The organism is Streptomyces capitiformicae (assembly GCF_002214185.1).
Taxonomy (GTDB): domain Bacteria; phylum Actinomycetota; class Actinomycetes; order Streptomycetales; family Streptomycetaceae; genus Streptomyces; species Streptomyces capitiformicae.
The window spans coordinates 3,927,462-3,942,509 of record NZ_CP022161.1 but is presented as its reverse complement, the minus strand read 5'-3'; the positions used below and the strand labels follow the sequence as shown (position 1 = coordinate 3,942,509).

Sequence of the window (15,048 nt, the reverse complement as noted above, 5' to 3'; positions counted from 1 at the left end):
GACTATGCGGCTCAGAGGTTCAGCCGCATAGAGGGGTCCGGCTTGCGGACGAAGCCCAGGGCGGCGTAGAGCGGCTCGGCCTCGGCGGACGCGTTCAGGTCGACCTGGGCGACGCCCTTCGTGCGGAACCACTCCAGGAGGACCTCCATGCAGGCGCGCGCGTGGCCCCGGCGCCGGGAGTCGGGATCGGTGGCCACGCTGAACACATACCCGACGGAGCCGTGCGGGTTCCCGGCCCGCCCGATGCGGTACTCGACCGTCCCGGCCACCAGCGCGGCGAGGGCGCCCGGCCGCTCCGGATGGTCGATCACGAAGGCCACGAAGTCCCCGTCCGGGTCGGCGAGTCTGCGGCGTACCGTGGGCAGGGACTCCTCATGCCAGTCGGTGGAGCGGTCCGCTCCGCGCATCGAGTCGATCATCACCTGACGCAGCCGGAGCACTTCCTCCGCGTCCTCGGCCGTGGCACGCCGTACAAGCCTCATGATCCGCACGGTAGTCAGCCAACTCTCCGTGTGTCGCCGGAATTTCATCGGATTCCGCTTGCTTGGAGCGCACTCCAGGGTTTTAGCGTTGAGGCCATGACCGTGGTGGAGACGACAGGTACCAGGACCCAGAACTGCGCCGGACTGCCCTTGTACGAGCGGCGGCCGGAAGGACAGGACAAGTACACGATCAGCGAGGTCGCCACCCTCACGGGGCTGACGGCGCACACCCTGCGCTGGTACGAGCGGATCGGCCTGATGCCGCACATCGACCGTTCCCACACCGGCCAGCGCCGCTACCGCAACCGCGACCTCGACTGGCTCGACCTCGTCGGCAAGCTCCGGCTCACCGGCATGCCGGTCGCCGACATGGTCCGGTACGCGGAACTCGTCCGCGAGGGCGACCACACCTACGCCGAGCGCTTCGACCTCCTCAAATCGACCCGGGAGGACGTCCTGGCCCGGATCGCCGAGCTCCAGGACACCCTGAGCGTGCTCGACCGCAAAATCGACTTCTACGCGGACGCCGGGCAGGCCCTGGCGTCGGAGAGGGCCTCATGACGAACGGCAGGATCGCCAAGGCACGGCTGGGAGCGGACGGCCCCGAGGTCGGCGTACAGGGCCTCGGCTGCATGGGCATGAGCTTCGCGTACGGCCCCTCGGACGCGGCGGAGTCGAGGGCCACCCTCGAACGCGCCCTGGAACTGGGCGTCACGCTCTACGACACGGCCCACGCCTACGGCGCCGGCGAGAACGAGAAGTTCCTCGCCCCCTTCGTCAAGGCCCACCGCGACGAGGTCGTCATCGCCACCAAGTTCGGCCTGGCGGTCGACCCGGACGACTCCACCAAGCGGATCATCCGCAACGACGCCCCGCACATCCGCGAGTCCGTGGAGGCGAGCCTGCGGCGCCTCGACGTCGACGTGATCGACCTCTACTACATGCACCGCCGCGACGTGAACGTCCCCATCGAGGAGACCGTCGGCGTCATGGCCGACCTCGTCCGCGAGGGCAAGGTCAAGCACCTGGGCCTGAGCGAGGTCACGGCCGGCGAACTCCGCACCGCCCACGCGGTGCACCCCATCGCCGCCCTCCAGTCGGAATGGTCCCTCTTCAGCCGGGACATCGAGACCCATGTGGTCCCCACGGCCCGCGAACTCGACGTCACCCTCGTCGCCTACTCCCCCCTGGGCCGAGGCTTCCTCACCGGCTCCTTCGCCAAGGCAGAGGACCTCACTGCGGACGACTTCCGCCGCCACCAGCCCCGCTTCACGGGCGACAACGCGGCGGCCAACGCGGCCCTGCTGGACCCGATCCGCGCCGTGGCCGACGCCCACGACGCCTCCCTCGGCCAGATCGCCCTGGCCTGGGTCCACCAGCAGTCGGCCATGTACGGCCTCCAGGTGGTCCCGATCCCGGGCACGCGCAAGCCGGGACGGGTGGAGGAGAACACGGCGGCGACACGCATGGTCCTGGGCGAGGAGGACATGGCGTTGCTGGAACCGATAGCGGCGAAGGTGGCCGGAGACCGCTACGCGGACATGACGTTCACCTCCGCAGGCAGGGAGTAGCTAAAGCTCCGCCAGCAACTCCGCCTTCTTCACACTGAACTCCTCGTCCGTGACCAACCCCGCCTGGTGCAACTCCCCGAGGTGCCGGATCCGGTCGGCGATGTCGGCCGGATCCCGCCGCGGCACGGCGGCGGCCAAGGCCGCATCCCCGGGCCCCGCGGAGCGCACCCGCACGGCCGCCAGCACAGCCGCGGCGAACGGCAACGACTCATGCACGGGCCCGTACCCGAGCCCGAACACCACGGCCGCCGGATCCTGATCGGGCTGCGCATGCTGCTCGGCATCCCGCCGCAGCAACCGCAGATAGCCCTCGAACATTTCCGGCGACCGCCACTCCACCCCACTGAGTGAACTCACCGGAAAACTCTGGTCCCCGGCTTTCCACTTCGCCGAGGAGGCGCCCGTCCAGAACCACCGGAACGACACCGACCGCCCGTCGAACGACGCCTTCCCGTCGTACGCCTTGAACTGCAACGGCACCTCGGGCGCCGCCACCAGAAACCGTTCGGCGGGCCCCGACTCGGTCAACCTGGCCCGCAGCTCGTCGGCGTAGTACTCGGCGAGAGTCCCCCGCTCGGCCGGCATCACCAGCCGGTACGGATCGGAGCTCTCCTTGAGCTGGTCGGCCGCCGCTTCCATCAGTGGATCGGCGCCCGGTCTCGGCACGACGCGCAGTACGACGGTGCCCCGCTTCCCCGGTGTCAGCGTCACGTCCGCGATCGCTTCCAGGGGGACGCGCCGCTCGCCGAGCGCGGCGAACAGCTTCGGTGTACGGATCCCCCGTTCGAAGCGGATGAGCACGGAGTCGGACTCGAACTCCCAGGCGGCGTGAAATCCGGCCAGTACATCACCCATGCGGCTCATCGTATGCGCGCGACGCGACGAAGTCCCGACCCGTGGCGAACCGCACTTTTCCGTCCTCTACGCGCGTCAGGCCGCAGCGGCGTCGGGCAAACCCTCCAGGCATGCGTCATCCTCCTGCGCGCAGTGCACCGACTCGTAGGCGCCGACGCCGATTTCGGCGAGGTTGTACAGACTCTCGGTCCCCGGCTCGAAATAGCCGCTGTGCCCCTTGGCGTCGGACGCCGACAGGATCCGCGCACCGAACTCCGCGGAGACCGGGTCGGCGCCGTGCCCGAGCCCGCCGACCTCCAGGTAGGGAACGTCCTGGACCCAGTCGTCGGCGTCCCGCATGGCCCACACCCGGGCCGGCGTACGCAGTTGGGAGGCCGTCTCGACGCGCATACCGGGGCTGCCGGCGACCGCTATGTCGGTCACCCGCGCCGGCAGCGCGCTCGCGGCGACCCCGCACACCACCGAGCCGTAGCTGTGGCACAGCAGCGCGACCGTGGAGGCGCCCGGCAGGGCCCGCACCAGCGCGTTCAGCCGGATCGAGCCCTGTTCGGCGCGGAGCGCGGTGGCGGAGTCCAGGCCGAGGCCGTCGGGCGCGGTGTAGTCCGCCCAGGCGATGACGGCCGTACGCGTCCCGCGGCTCGCCGCCCGCTCCGCCTTGTAGAGCGCCTTGGCCATGCCGAAGGGCGCCGAGTACTGGCGGTTGGTGCGCTGGAAGTTGAGGACGTTGGTGTCGACGCCGGGGACGACGACCGACACGCGCTCGGCCTTGTCGAGGTTTCCGAAGACCTCGGCGACCCGGCCGGCGCCTTCGGGGTCGAACGCGAGGATGTGCCGGCTCCTCACGGCCAGTATGTCGTAGCGGTGCATCCGGCGGCCCGCCTGCTGCTGGCCGGCCGCGGAGAGCCGTTCGTCGTGCATGCGCTGGCGTTCGCGTCTGCTCTGCTGCTTCAGCGCGATGCGGTTGGCCCGGTAACGCAGTTCGACGGGGGCGCCGTTCATGTTGCCGATCGCGAGCGGGTAGCGCTGGGCGAGCCGGGTGCGCTGCCGTTCGCTGAGCGAGGCGAAGAACGACGCCAGTCGGTACGGGGACGATTGGGCGTCCGGCAGATCGCGTCCGTCGAGGTGTCCGCGTTGCCACGCGGAGAGCGACGCCTGCAGCGGCGACTCCCCTCGATGGCTGCGGAGCGCGGTCCAACCGGTGGTCGCCAGCATCACGAAAACGACGGCCAGCGCCAGCAGTGCGCGCCAGACGTTCAGTTGCGGGGAGGAGTCGAAGGAAGTCACTGAAAGGACACACTAAGAGAACGGAAGGGTCTCGCGTTAACCGAGTGGGGGAGATCACGTTTGGCGGACGCCTGTTCCGTACCGTGCGCGACGGTGCGCAAAGAACATCCCGATGCTGCCGTTCCCTGTGTGTTTCAGTCCGTACGTCGGTCCGTACGCCACTTCTCGGCCAGCGCGGGCCGTACGGCGTCCAGGTGCACGGCCATCAGGTCGCGCATCGTGTCCATGTTGAGGTCCTCGCCCAGGGCCCATAGACGTTCGGTGACACGGATCACTCCGGAGAAGAGGGCGACGGCCACCCGCGGCCGGGGATCGGCGTCCACGTCGACGCCCTCACGCTCGGCGATGATCCGCGCGATCGCCTCCGCCGTCTCGTCGGAGCGGCGCAGATGGGCGGCGAGGAGCGCGGGCGTCGACTCGACCATGCGGTAGGAGCGCAGATACAGCTCGACGGGAACGACCTGTTCGACGATCTCGGTGATGTCGTCCCAGCCCTCCAGGACGGCGTTGCGCATGGCCTCCAGGGGGGCCTCGTGCGGCGGGCGGTCGCGCACTGCCTCGGCGAAGCACTCCTGGGCGATGTCCTGGACCGCGAGGGCTGCCTCCTCCTTGCCCGCGAAGTAGCGGAAGAAGGTGCGCTGCGAGACGTCGACGGCCTCGGCGATCTCGTCGACCGTCGTCGCCTCGTACCCCTTGGTCGTGAACAGCTCCAGCGCGGCCCGCAGCAGCGCGTCGTGCGTGCGCCGCTTCTTGCGTTCGCGCAGTCCGGGCCGCCCTTCCGGCGTCGCCGTCACCGTCTTCATGAACCCTCGTCTCCACCCGCCCTCGCGGCGAGTGACGTGACAGTTACCGACTTGTGAATTGGTTTGTCAACTGTCAGTGGCTGTCATTAGCCTCGAACGCATGACTAGTCAGACCACTGTCGACAAGACGGGACCGGGGGACAAGGCGCCGGCAGCCCCGTCGGACCCGACACCGAGCCAGGCCCGCGGCCTGCGCGGCCATCCCTGGTTCACCCTCCTCACCGTGGCCGTCGGCGTCATGATGGTCGCCCTCGACGGCACCATCGTGGCGATCGCCAACCCGGCCATCGCGGACGACCTCAAGGCGAGTTTCGCCGAGGTCCAGTGGATCACCAACGCGTACTTCCTCGCGCTGGCGGTCACCCTCATCACCGCGGGCAAGCTCGGCGACCGCTTCGGCCACCGCCAGACCTTCCTCATCGGTGTGGTCGGCTTCGCCGCGGCCTCGGGGGCCATCGGTCTGTCCGACTCCGTCGCCTTCGTGGTGACCTTCCGTGTCTTCCAGGGCCTGTTCGGCGCCCTGCTGATGCCGGCCGCGCTCGGTCTGCTCCGCGCCACCTTCCCCGCCGAGAAGCTGAACATGGCGATCGGCATCTGGGGCATGGTCATCGGCGCCTCCACCGCGGGCGGCCCGATCCTCGGCGGCTTCCTCGTCGAGAACGTCAGCTGGCAGTCCGTGTTCTGGATCAACGTCCCGGTCGGCGTCCTCGCCGTGGCCCTGGGCGCCTGGATCCTGCTGGACCACCGCGCCGAGAACGCGCCCCGCTCCTTCGACATCCTGGGTATAGCCCTGCTGTCGGCGGCCATGTTCTGCCTGGTCTGGGCCCTCATCAAGGCCCCCGAGTGGGGCTGGGGCGACGGCCTGACGTGGACCTTCGTCGCCGCGTCCGTCGCCGGCTTCGCCCTCTTCGCCTTCTGGGAGACGAAGGTGAAGGAGCCCTTGATCCCGCTGGCGCTGTTCCGTTCGGTCCCGCTGTCCGCGGGCGTGGTCCTGATGGTCCTGATGGCCATCGCCTTCATGGGCGGCCTGTTCTTCGTCACGTTCTACCTGCAGAACGTGCACGGGATGAGCCCCATCGACGCGGGCCTGCACCTCCTTCCGCTCACCGGCATGATGATCGTCGGCTCACCGCTCGCCGGCGCCCTGATCACCAAGGCCGGGCCGCGCATCCCGCTGGCCGGCGGCATGGCGCTCACCGCGATCGCCATGTACGGCATGTCGACCCTGGAGACCGACACCGGCAGCGGCGTGATGTCCCTCTGGTTCGCCATGCTCGGCCTCGGCCTCGCCCCGGTCATGGTCGGCGCGACGGAGGTCATCGTCGGCAACGCCCCCATGGAGCTCTCCGGTGTCGCCGGCGGCCTCCAGCAGGCCGCGATGCAGATCGGCGGCAGCCTCGGTACGGCCGTCCTGGGCGCCGTGATGGCCTCCAAGGTCGACGGCGACCTCGCCGGCAACTGGAAGGACGCCGGTCTCCCGCCGCTCACCGACACCCAGCTCGACCAGGCCTCCGAGGCCGTCCAGGTCGGCGTGGCCCCGGTCGCCGAGGGCACGCCGGCACAGATCGCCGCAAAGATCACCGACGTCGCGCACGACACGTTCATCTCCGGCATGGGCCTCGCCTGCCTGGTCGCCGCCGGGGTCGCCGCGGTCGCTGTCCTCGTGGCGTTCCTGACCAAGCGCGGCGAGAACGCGGAGGCGGGCGCCGGGGCGGCGCACATCTGACGCGTTCACCTATCAGGGTGACAAGGCTAAAGATCGCTCGCACCGGACACCCGCCCTGGACCACAGTGGCGGACCGAGGTTCTGCGCGCGCTGCCGGAGGGGAGCAGCGCGCGCAGCCGGGACCGACCAACCCTCCCTTGTTTCAACCACGCCGTAGGGGTACCCGCCTTCCTGTACGCGAACTGACCGCAAGGTTCAGGGAGTTGTAGACGATGGCGGGTTTCGGACACGGTATGCGCAGGCACCCCCGCTCACGTGGCCGGACGTGGTCACGGACCGGGCCGGATCGCGCGACCCTCGGCACCCGCCCCGTCTTCTGACGCCGGGGACTGCGGGCGGCCCTACGGTCACAGGCGCTGTTTCGGCACCGCCCCTCCGGAAGACCGCAACGCAGCAACCTCCGCCCGCAACAACCGAACCTCCTCCGTCAGCTCGGCAATCGCCGCGGTCTGCCGCCGCTCCTCCGCGTCGTCCTTCTCGAACCGCGCGATGAACCACGCGGCGATATTCGCGGTCACCACACCCAACAACGCGATCCCCGACAGCATCAGCCCAACGGCCAACACCCGCCCCAGCCCGGTGGTCGGCGCGTGATCCCCGTACCCCACGGTCGTCATGGTGGTGAACGACCACCACACGGCGTCGCCCAGCGTGTGGATGTTCCCGTCCGGCGAGCCCCGCTCCACGGACAGCACCGCCAACGACCCGAACATCAACAGCCCGATCACCGACCCGCCGACGTACGTGGTGAGCCTTATCTGTGACGCGATCCGCGCCCGCTGCCCGACCAGCAGCAACGTCGCCACCAGCCGCAGCAACCGCAGCGGCTGGACCATCGGCAGCACCACCGCGCACAGGTCCAGCCAGTGCGACCGCACGAACTCCCACCGCCGCTCGGCGAGCGCGACCCGGACGAGGTAGTCGAACGCGAACGCCCCCCACACCGCCCACTCGGCGACCTCGCACCACCACTTCACGTTCGCGCTCGCGTCCGGCCGGACGATCGGTACGGCGTACGCGACGGCGAAGACCGCGGCCAGTCCGAACAGCGGCCGCTGTGTGTGCTGTTCCCAACGGGCCTGCGCCGAGCCCGATCGCTGCTTCATGCTGCGCATCGTAGAAAACACATCGTGGAAAACGTGAAGGGGTGGTGAACCCGCAGGTTCACCACCCCTTGACACACGGAGACACAGGGACCAGATGCTAGGCGTCGCCGCCCGCGGCCCCCGGGTCGGCCGCGGCCACGTCCAGCAGCTGGTACCGGTCGATCGCCTGCTTCAGTACCGACCGGTCGACCTTGCCCTCGCGGGCCAGCTCGGTCAGCACCGCGACCACGATCGACTGGGCGTCGATGTGGAAGTACCGCCGGGCCGCACCCCGCGTGTCGGCGAAACCGAACCCGTCGGCGCCCAGTGACTGGTACGTGCCCGGCACCCACCGGGAGATCTGGTCCGGCACCGACCGCATCCAGTCGGAGACGGCCACGAACGGCCCCTCGGCGCCGTTCAGCTTCTGCGTCACGTACGGGACGCGCTGCTCCTCCTCGGGGTGCAGCAGGTTGTACCGCTCCACGTCGATCGCCTCGCGGCGCAGCTCGTTCCAGGAGGTCGCCGACCAGACGTCCGCCTTGACGTTCCACTCCTCGGCGAGGATCGCTTGCGCCTCGACCGCCCACGGCACCGCGACACCGGAGGCGATGATCTGCGCCGGGATCGCGCCCGACTCGCCGACCTTGAAGCGGTGGAGGCCCTTGAGGATGCCGTCCACGTCGACATCGGCGGGCTCGGCCGGGTGCTGGATGGGCTCGTTGTAGACGGTGAGGTAGTAGAAGACGTCCTCGCCCGGCTTGCCGTCGGCGGTCTCGCCGTACATCCGGCGCAGACCGTCCTTCACGATGTGCGCGATCTCGTACCCGAACGCCGGGTCGTAGGCGACACAGCCCGGGTTGGTGGACGCCAGCAACTGCGAGTGGCCGTCCGCGTGCTGGAGACCCTCACCGGTCAGCGTCGTACGCCCGGCGGTCGCGCCCAGTACAAAGCCGCGCGCCAACTGGTCGGCCATCTGCCAGAACTGGTCGCCGGTGCGCTGGAAACCGAACATCGAGTAGAAGACGTACACCGGGATGAGCGGCTCGCCGTGCGTCGCGTACGCCGAACCGGCCGCGATCAGCGACGCCGTGCAGCCGGCCTCGGAGATGCCGTCGTGCAGCATCTGCCCGGTCGGCGACTCCTTGTACGCGAGCAGCAACTCGCGGTCCACCGACTCGTACTGCTGGCCGAGCGGGTTGTAGATCTTCGCGCTCGGGAAGAAGGAGTCCATGCCGAACGTGCGGTACTCGTCCGGCGCGATCAGCACGAACCGCTTGCCGATCTCCTTGTCCCTCATGAGGTCCTTCAGCAGCCTTACGAACGCCATGGTCGTGGCGATCGACTGCTGGCCGGAGCCCTTCTTCACACCCGCGTACGTCTTGTCGTCCGGCAGCGGGAGCGGCTTGGCGCGCACGACACGCGTGGGGACGTAACCGCCGAGCCCCTTGCGGCGGTCGTGCATGTACTGGATCTCCTCGGAGTTCCGCCCGGGGTGGTAGTACGGCGGAAGCCCGTTCTCCAGTTCCTTGTCGGAGATCGGCAGGTGGAGGCGGTCGCGGAAGCCCTTGAGGTCGGCGACCGTCAGCTTCTTCATCTGGTGCGTGGCGTTGCGGCCCTCGAAGTTCGGGCCCAGCGTCCAGCCCTTGATCGTCTTGGCCAGGATGACCGTCGGCTGGCCCTTGTGCTCGTAGGCCGCCTTGTACGCCGCGTAGATCTTGCGGTGGTCGTGACCGCCGCGGCCCAGGTGCAGGATCTGGTCGTCGGTCATGTTCTCGACCATCGCGCGCAGCCGGTGGTCGTCACCGAAGAAGTGGTCGCGGATGTACGCGCCGGTCTCGGTGGCGTACGTCTGGAACTGGCCGTCCGGCGTGGTGTTCATCTTGTTGACCAGCACACCGTCGCGGTCCTGCGCGAGCAGCGGGTCCCAGGTGCGGTCCCACACCAGCTTGATCACGTTCCAGCCGGCGCCCCGGAAGACCGACTCCAGCTCCTGGATGATCTTGCCGTTGCCGCGCACCGGGCCGTCGAGTCGCTGGAGGTTGCAGTTCACGACGAAGGTGAGGTTGTCGAGGCCCTCGCGGGCGGCGAGCGTGAGCTGGCCGAGCGACTCCGGCTCGTCCATCTCGCCGTCGCCGAGGAACGCCCACACATGGGACTTGGAGGTGTCCGCGATGCCGCGCGCCTCCATGTACCGGTTCATCCGGGCCTGGAAGATCGCGCCGAGCGGGCCGAGGCCCATGGACACGGTGGGGAACTCCCAGAAGTCCGGCATGAGGCGCGGGTGCGGGTAGCTGGACAGGCCGTTGGGGGCCTTCGACTTCTCCTGGCGGAAGGCGTCGAGCTGCGGCTCGCCGAGCCGGTCGAGGAGGAACGCGCGGGCGTAGATGCCCGGGGAGGCGTGCCCCTGGAAGAAGATCTGGTCGCCGCCGTCGCCCCCGTCCTTGCCCCGGAAGAAGTGGTTGAAGCCCACGTCGTAGAGGGAGGCGGAGGAGGCGAACGTCGCGATGTGACCGCCGACGCCGATGCCGGGGCGCTGGGCCCGGGACACCATCACCGCGGCGTTCCACCGGGTCGCGTTGAGGATCTTCCGCTCGATCTCCTCGTTGCCCGGGAAGAACGGCTCGCTCTTCGTGGGGATGGTGTTGACGTAGTCCGTGCTGCGCATCTCGGGCACGGCCACGCGCTTCTCGCGGGCCCGCTCGATGAGCCGGAGCATCAGATAGCGCGCGCGCTCACGGCCGCGCTCGTCCACCGCGGCGTCGAGCGAGTCGAGCCACTCCTGGGTCTCCTCGGGGTCGAAGTCAGGGACCTGACTCGGAAGGCCGCCAATGATGATCGGATTGCGATCGGATCCGGAAGCCACGCTGTTCCTTAGCTGTCAGAGGGCCACTCTTCATGGGTGTTCATGGGTGCCTGCACCGTTCCCCATCGTGTACCTCGGGGGCGCAAACGTCACCTCTACCGAGAGGTAACCAGGGCGTTTACTTGTTCCGTAAAGGCAGTAGAGCCGTTCGACTCTCGTACCCTCGGATGGTTACCGAATGCGCAAAACGGGCAGAAGGGTGTGGCGTGTGTCACCTGTAGCTGTGAATTCGCGCAGAGAGTTGCGGTGACACGGCCCGGATCGTCACCGTTTCGGCGGTCTCCGAGGCTGGGTACTTGCGCGATCCGTCCCGCCCGTGTGGACTACGGCCAATGCTTCGCGTACACGCGTGGCTGATATCCCGGGGGCAACCCCACCCGAACATGATCAGGAGGCAACCCGTGAGCGCGACCGCGGACCACGCGGAGGAGCGGACGAACCCTGCCGTCAGGCTGGGGTTCCAGCCCGAGCAGGTGGTCCAGGAGATCGGCTACGACGACGATGTCGACCAGGAGCTCCGCGAGTCCATCGAGGAAGTCGTAGGCAGTGAGCTCGTCGACGAGGACTACGACGACGTGGCCGATGCCGTCGTGCTGTGGTTCCGCGACGACGACGGCGACCTGACCGATGTGCTGGTGGACGCCACCACGTACATCGAGGAGGGTGGCTCGATCCTGCTGCTGACGCCCAAGACCGGGCGGGACGGCTATGTGGAGCCCAGCGACATTTCGGAGGCCGCGACGACTGCGGGGTTGTCCGCGTCGAAGAGTGTCAGCGTGGGCAAGGACTGGAGCGGTAGTCGTTTGGTGACGCCGAAGGCGGCCAAGTCGAAGAGGTGACTCTCTTGCTTCCGGTCAGGTTGTTCGCCTGAGAGCTCGGAGTGAGCTGTGTGTTGGCGGCTGCGGCGTCGTCGTGGCTTGTCGCGCACACGGGGCGGAGCCCCATATCGACACCGCCCCGCGCCCCTGGGTGGGTGCCCCTGCGGGGCTACCCACCCAGGGGCGCGCCGTTTCTCCTGCGTAGGCTGGGCCACCCGTACAGCCCATGAAGGGACGCAGGAGAATCATGGCGATCCAGGTCGGCGACAAGGCACCCGACTTCGAGCTCAAGGACAACCACGGCGCCACGGTGAAGCTCTCGGACTTCCGTGGTGAGAAGAACGTGGTGGTGTTGTTCTATCCGTTCGCGTTCACCGGGGTGTGCACCGGAGAGCTGTGCGAACTGCGGGACAACCTGCCGAAGTTCGTGAACGACGACGTACAGCTGCTGGCGGTGTCGAACGACTCGATCCACACGCTGCGGGTGTTCGCGGAGCAGGAGGGGCTGGAGTACCCGCTGCTGTCCGACTTCTGGCCGCACGGTGAGGTCAGCCGCGCGTACGGCGTCTTCGACGCGGACAAGGGCTGCGCGGTGCGCGGCACGTTCATCATCGACAAGGAGGGCGTCGTTCGCTGGACCGTCGTCAACGCCCTGCCGGACGCCCGTGACCTGAACGAGTACGTCGCCGCCCTCGACACCCTGTGATTTGTCGGCCCTAGGGCCTGCGGCAGGTGGGAACCCCTCACTAGGATCGACACGTTGATCCGATACCAACGCACGACGGGGCTCCCCGCCCCTGACGACAAAGGGAGGACTCGTGGGAGTCAGCCTCAGCAAGGGCGGCAACGTATCGCTGACCAAGGAGGCCCCGGGCCTGACCGCGGTCATCGTTGGTCTGGGGTGGGACATCCGCACCACGACCGGCACCGACTTCGACCTGGACGCCAGCGCCCTGTTGCTGGACTCCTCGGGCAAGGTCAGCAGCGACGCCAACTTCGTCTTCTTCAACAACCTCAAGAGCCCCGACGGCTCGGTCGAGCACACCGGTGACAACCTCACCGGTGAGGGCGAGGGCGACGACGAGCAGATCAAGGTCAACCTCGCGGGCGTGCCCGCCGAGATCGAGAAGATCGTCTTCCCGGTCTCGATCTACGACGCCGAGAACCGCCAGCAGTCCTTCGGCCAGGTCCGCAACGCGTTCATCCGCGTGGTGAACCAGGCGGGCGAGGCGGAGATCGCCCGTTACGACCTCTCCGAGGACGCCTCCACCGAGACCGCGATGGTCTTCGGTGAGCTGTACCGGCACGGTGCGGAGTGGAAGTTCCGCGCCATCGGCCAGGGCTACGCCTCGGGTCTGCGCGGTATCGCCGCGGACTTCGGTGTGAACGTCTGAGTCTCGGGGGAAGTCCCACAGGACTCACCGTTGTGGAGTCCCAGAGGACACTGTTGTCCGGCGCCGCCGTCATTCGACTGCGGCGCCGGATGCGCTCGTAACGCATGATCCAAATCGGGGAGGACCAGCACCATGGGCGTCACGCTCGCCAAGGGAGGCAATGTCTCCCTCTCCAAGGCCGCGCCGAACCTCACGAAGGTGATGGTAGGGCTCGGCTGGGACGTCAGGACCACCACCGGAGCCGCCTTCGACCTGGACGCCAGCGCGCTGCTGTGCCAGAACGGGCGGGTGCTGGGGGACGAGTGGTTCATCTTCTACAACCAGCTCACGAGCCCGGACGGCTCGGTGGAGCACACCGGTGACAACCTCACCGGCGAGGGCGACGGCGACGACGAGTCGCTGATCATCGATCTCACCAAGGTGCCGGCCCACTGCGACAAGATCGTCTTCCCGGTCTCCATCCATGACGCGGAGAACCGCGGACAGGCCTTCGGCCAGGTCAGCAACGCCTTCATCCGCGTCGTCAACCAGGCCGACGGCCAGGAACTGGCCCGCTACGACCTCTCCGAGGACGCCTCCACCGAGACCGCGATGATCTTCGGCGAGGTCTACCGCTACGGCGCGGAGTGGAAGTTCCGAGCGGTCGGCCAGGGGTACGCGTCGGGCCTGCGCGGCATCGCTCTGGACTTCGGGGTCAACGTCTCCTAGGGCGTGTTGCGAAAGTCCCGTCGTCCGCCCGGAGGGCGGGCCGAGCGGCGTCATGGGGGTCCCCCCGCTCGAGCGAAGCCGAGAGTGGGGGAGAAGCCGAGAGTGGGGGAGCGTGCCAGGCGTCGGGCGGCAGGCGGGACCTTCGCAACACGCCCCAGCCGCTCCGACGGCAGTTCATCGCGCTATATGAGCTAAAACCGGGGCCGGGTGGGGTTCGAAGGGGGGACGACTAGACTTCGGATTCAAAGTTTCGTAAAGCCGCGCGCGGCGCGGGGGAACGCCGTACACACACGATTGGGTAGCCAGTGGTTCTGAAAACCTTCGGCTGGTCGTTCGCGGTCACCGCGCTCGGCTTGGTCGCAGCGGTTCTCTATGGTGGATGGGCGGCGTTCGGCATCGTCGCGATCCTGTCCGTCCTGGAGATCTCGCTGTCGTTCGACAACGCGGTGGTCAACGCCGGGATCCTGAAGAAGATGAATGCCTTCTGGCAGAAGATCTTCCTCACCATCGGCATCCTGATCGCCGTGTTCGGCATGCGTCTGATCTTCCCGGTCGTGATCGTCGCGATCAGCGCCAAGCTGGGCCCGATCGAGGCTGTCGACCTGGCGCTCACCGACAAGGACCAGTACCAGCAGTACGTGACCGACGCCCACCCGTCGATCGCCGCCTTCGGTGGCATGTTCCTGCTGATGATCTTCCTCGACTTCATCTTCGAGGACCGGGACATCAAGTGGCTGGCCTGGCTGGAGCGGCCGCTGGCCAAGCTCGGCAAGATCGACATGCTGTCGGCCTGTATCGCGATGATCGTCCTGCTGATCACCTCGATGACCTTCGCGGCCAACGCCCACCAGCATGGCGGGGCGCACGTCGACAAGGCGCAGACGGTTCTGATCTCCGGGCTCGCGGGCCTCATCACGTATCTCGTCGTCGGCGGTCTCTCCGGCTACTTCGAGGACAAGCTCGAGGAAGAGGAGGAGCGCGAGCACGAGGAGGAGGAAGAGGCGGAGCGCGCCGGCAAGCCGCGCTCGGCCGTCGCCCTCGCCGGCAAGGCCGCGTTCTTCATGTTCCTCTACCTGGAGGTCCTGGACGCGTCCTTCTCCTTCGACGGTGTCATCGGCGCCTTCGCCATCACCAACGACATCGTCCTGATGGCGCTGGGCCTCGGTGTCGGCGCCATGTACGTCCGGTCGCTGACCGTGTACCTGGTCCGCCAGGGCACCCTCGACGACTACGTCTACCTGGAGCACGGCGCGCACTACGCGATCGGCGCGCTCGCCGCGATCCTGCTCGTCACCATCCAGTACGAGATCAACGAGTTCATCACCGGTTCCATCGGTGTCGTCCTGATCGCCTGGTCCTTCTGGTCCTCCGTCCGCCGCAACAAGGCGCTGGCGGCCGCGGAGGGAAAAGCTGACGCCGCCGACAAGGCGGAGGTCTCTTCCGGAGTGTGACGGCC

At 68.1% G+C, this 15,048-nt stretch carries 14 protein-coding genes and 1 pseudogene; 9 read left to right on the top strand and 6 right to left on the bottom strand.

Annotation, left to right across the window (positions count from 1 at the left end; translation table 11 throughout):
- Nucleotides 1–11: 11 nt before the first annotated feature.
- Nucleotides 12–482: a GNAT family N-acetyltransferase gene (locus CES90_RS17555; protein ID WP_189781144.1), complete on the bottom strand. Its 471-nt coding sequence runs from the start codon at nucleotides 480–482 to the stop codon at nucleotides 12–14.
- Between the two features lie 96 nt (nucleotides 483–578).
- Between CES90_RS17555 and CES90_RS17550 the strand changes: the two genes are divergently transcribed.
- Nucleotides 579–1,043 (top strand): MerR family transcriptional regulator, encoded by a 465-nt coding sequence (locus CES90_RS17550; protein ID WP_189781143.1) that lies wholly within the window; start codon nucleotides 579–581, stop codon nucleotides 1,041–1,043.
- Nucleotides 1,040–2,053, top strand: coding sequence for an aldo/keto reductase (locus CES90_RS17545; protein WP_189781142.1), 1,014 nt, complete (start codon nucleotides 1,040–1,042; stop codon nucleotides 2,051–2,053). The genes CES90_RS17550 and CES90_RS17545 overlap by 4 nt, the downstream gene beginning before the upstream one ends.
- On the opposite strand, the gene CES90_RS17540 is transcribed toward CES90_RS17545, so the two are convergent.
- From CES90_RS17540 to CES90_RS17530, 3 genes are all read right to left on the bottom strand, one after another.
- Nucleotides 2,054–2,908 (bottom strand): DUF4429 domain-containing protein, encoded by an 855-nt coding sequence (locus CES90_RS17540; protein WP_189781141.1) that lies wholly within the window; start codon nucleotides 2,906–2,908, stop codon nucleotides 2,054–2,056.
- Between the two features lie 75 nt (nucleotides 2,909–2,983).
- Entirely contained in the window at nucleotides 2,984–4,192 is a 1,209-nt protein-coding gene (locus CES90_RS17535; RefSeq protein WP_189781140.1) for an alpha/beta hydrolase, read from the bottom strand.
- A gap of 134 nt (nucleotides 4,193–4,326) precedes the next feature.
- Nucleotides 4,327–4,995, bottom strand: coding sequence for a TetR/AcrR family transcriptional regulator (locus tag CES90_RS17530; protein ID WP_189781139.1), 669 nt, complete (start codon nucleotides 4,993–4,995; stop codon nucleotides 4,327–4,329).
- A 100-nt stretch (nucleotides 4,996–5,095) separates the two neighbouring features.
- Here CES90_RS17530 and CES90_RS17525 point away from each other — a divergent pair, with 100 nt between their 5' ends.
- Together CES90_RS17525 and CES90_RS49625 are read left to right on the top strand one after the other, a co-directional pair.
- Nucleotides 5,096–6,721, top strand: a complete 1,626-nt coding sequence (locus CES90_RS17525; RefSeq protein ID WP_189781138.1) for an MFS transporter — start codon at nucleotides 5,096–5,098, stop codon at nucleotides 6,719–6,721.
- Between the two features lie 212 nt (nucleotides 6,722–6,933).
- Nucleotides 6,934–7,023: pseudogene (locus CES90_RS49625) on the top strand (small hydrophobic protein); the annotation flags it as partial.
- Nucleotides 7,024–7,068: 45 nt separating this feature from the next.
- Here the strand turns inward: CES90_RS49625 and CES90_RS17520 are convergent.
- Nucleotides 7,069–7,827, bottom strand: a complete 759-nt coding sequence (locus tag CES90_RS17520) for a potassium channel family protein (protein WP_189781137.1) — start codon at nucleotides 7,825–7,827, stop codon at nucleotides 7,069–7,071.
- A gap of 97 nt (nucleotides 7,828–7,924) precedes the next feature.
- Nucleotides 7,925–10,672: a pyruvate dehydrogenase (acetyl-transferring), homodimeric type gene (gene aceE / locus CES90_RS17515; RefSeq protein WP_189781136.1), complete on the bottom strand. Its 2,748-nt coding sequence runs from the start codon at nucleotides 10,670–10,672 to the stop codon at nucleotides 7,925–7,927.
- A 401-nt stretch (nucleotides 10,673–11,073) separates the two neighbouring features.
- Here aceE and CES90_RS17510 point away from each other — a divergent pair, with 401 nt between their 5' ends.
- The 5 genes from CES90_RS17510 to CES90_RS17490 all read left to right on the top strand — a co-directional run bounded on the left by CES90_RS17510 (nucleotide 11,074) and on the right by CES90_RS17490 (nucleotide 15,043).
- Nucleotides 11,074–11,511 (top strand): DUF3052 domain-containing protein, encoded by a 438-nt coding sequence (locus CES90_RS17510; RefSeq protein ID WP_172638938.1) that lies wholly within the window; start codon nucleotides 11,074–11,076, stop codon nucleotides 11,509–11,511.
- Between the two features lie 226 nt (nucleotides 11,512–11,737).
- Entirely contained in the window at nucleotides 11,738–12,196 is a 459-nt protein-coding gene (locus CES90_RS17505; protein ID WP_189781135.1) for a peroxiredoxin, read from the top strand.
- Nucleotides 12,197–12,308: 112 nt separating this feature from the next.
- A complete protein-coding gene (locus CES90_RS17500; protein ID WP_189781134.1) occupies nucleotides 12,309–12,884 on the top strand; it encodes a calcium homeostasis/redox stress adaptation protein in 576 nt (191 codons plus the stop codon).
- A gap of 132 nt (nucleotides 12,885–13,016) precedes the next feature.
- Nucleotides 13,017–13,592, top strand: a complete 576-nt coding sequence (locus tag CES90_RS17495; RefSeq protein ID WP_189781133.1) for a TerD family protein — start codon at nucleotides 13,017–13,019, stop codon at nucleotides 13,590–13,592.
- 305 nt (nucleotides 13,593–13,897) lie between these two features.
- Nucleotides 13,898–15,043 carry a DUF475 domain-containing protein gene (locus tag CES90_RS17490; protein ID WP_189781132.1) on the top strand — a complete coding sequence of 382 codons (1,146 nt, stop codon included), beginning with the start codon at nucleotides 13,898–13,900 and terminating at the stop codon, nucleotides 15,041–15,043.
- Nucleotides 15,044–15,048: the final 5 nt, after the last annotated feature.

Coding starts and splice junctions, on each gene's coding strand:
- CES90_RS17495 (WP_189781133.1), top strand. CDS start 13,017: ATGGGCGTCACGCTCGCCAAGGGAGGCAATGTCTCCCTCTCCAAGGCC.
- CES90_RS17525 (WP_189781138.1), top strand. CDS start 5,096: ATGACTAGTCAGACCACTGTCGACAAGACGGGACCGGGGGACAAGGCG.
- CES90_RS17505 (WP_189781135.1), top strand. CDS start 11,738: ATGGCGATCCAGGTCGGCGACAAGGCACCCGACTTCGAGCTCAAGGAC.
- CES90_RS17545 (WP_189781142.1), top strand. CDS start 1,040: ATGACGAACGGCAGGATCGCCAAGGCACGGCTGGGAGCGGACGGCCCC.
- CES90_RS17540 (WP_189781141.1), bottom strand. CDS start 2,908: ATGGGTGATGTACTGGCCGGATTTCACGCCGCCTGGGAGTTCGAGTCC.
- CES90_RS17530 (WP_189781139.1), bottom strand. CDS start 4,995: ATGAAGACGGTGACGGCGACGCCGGAAGGGCGGCCCGGACTGCGCGAA.
- CES90_RS17555 (WP_189781144.1), bottom strand. CDS start 482: ATGAGGCTTGTACGGCGTGCCACGGCCGAGGACGCGGAGGAAGTGCTC.
- CES90_RS17520 (WP_189781137.1), bottom strand. CDS start 7,827: ATGAAGCAGCGATCGGGCTCGGCGCAGGCCCGTTGGGAACAGCACACA.
- CES90_RS17550 (WP_189781143.1), top strand. CDS start 579: ATGACCGTGGTGGAGACGACAGGTACCAGGACCCAGAACTGCGCCGGA.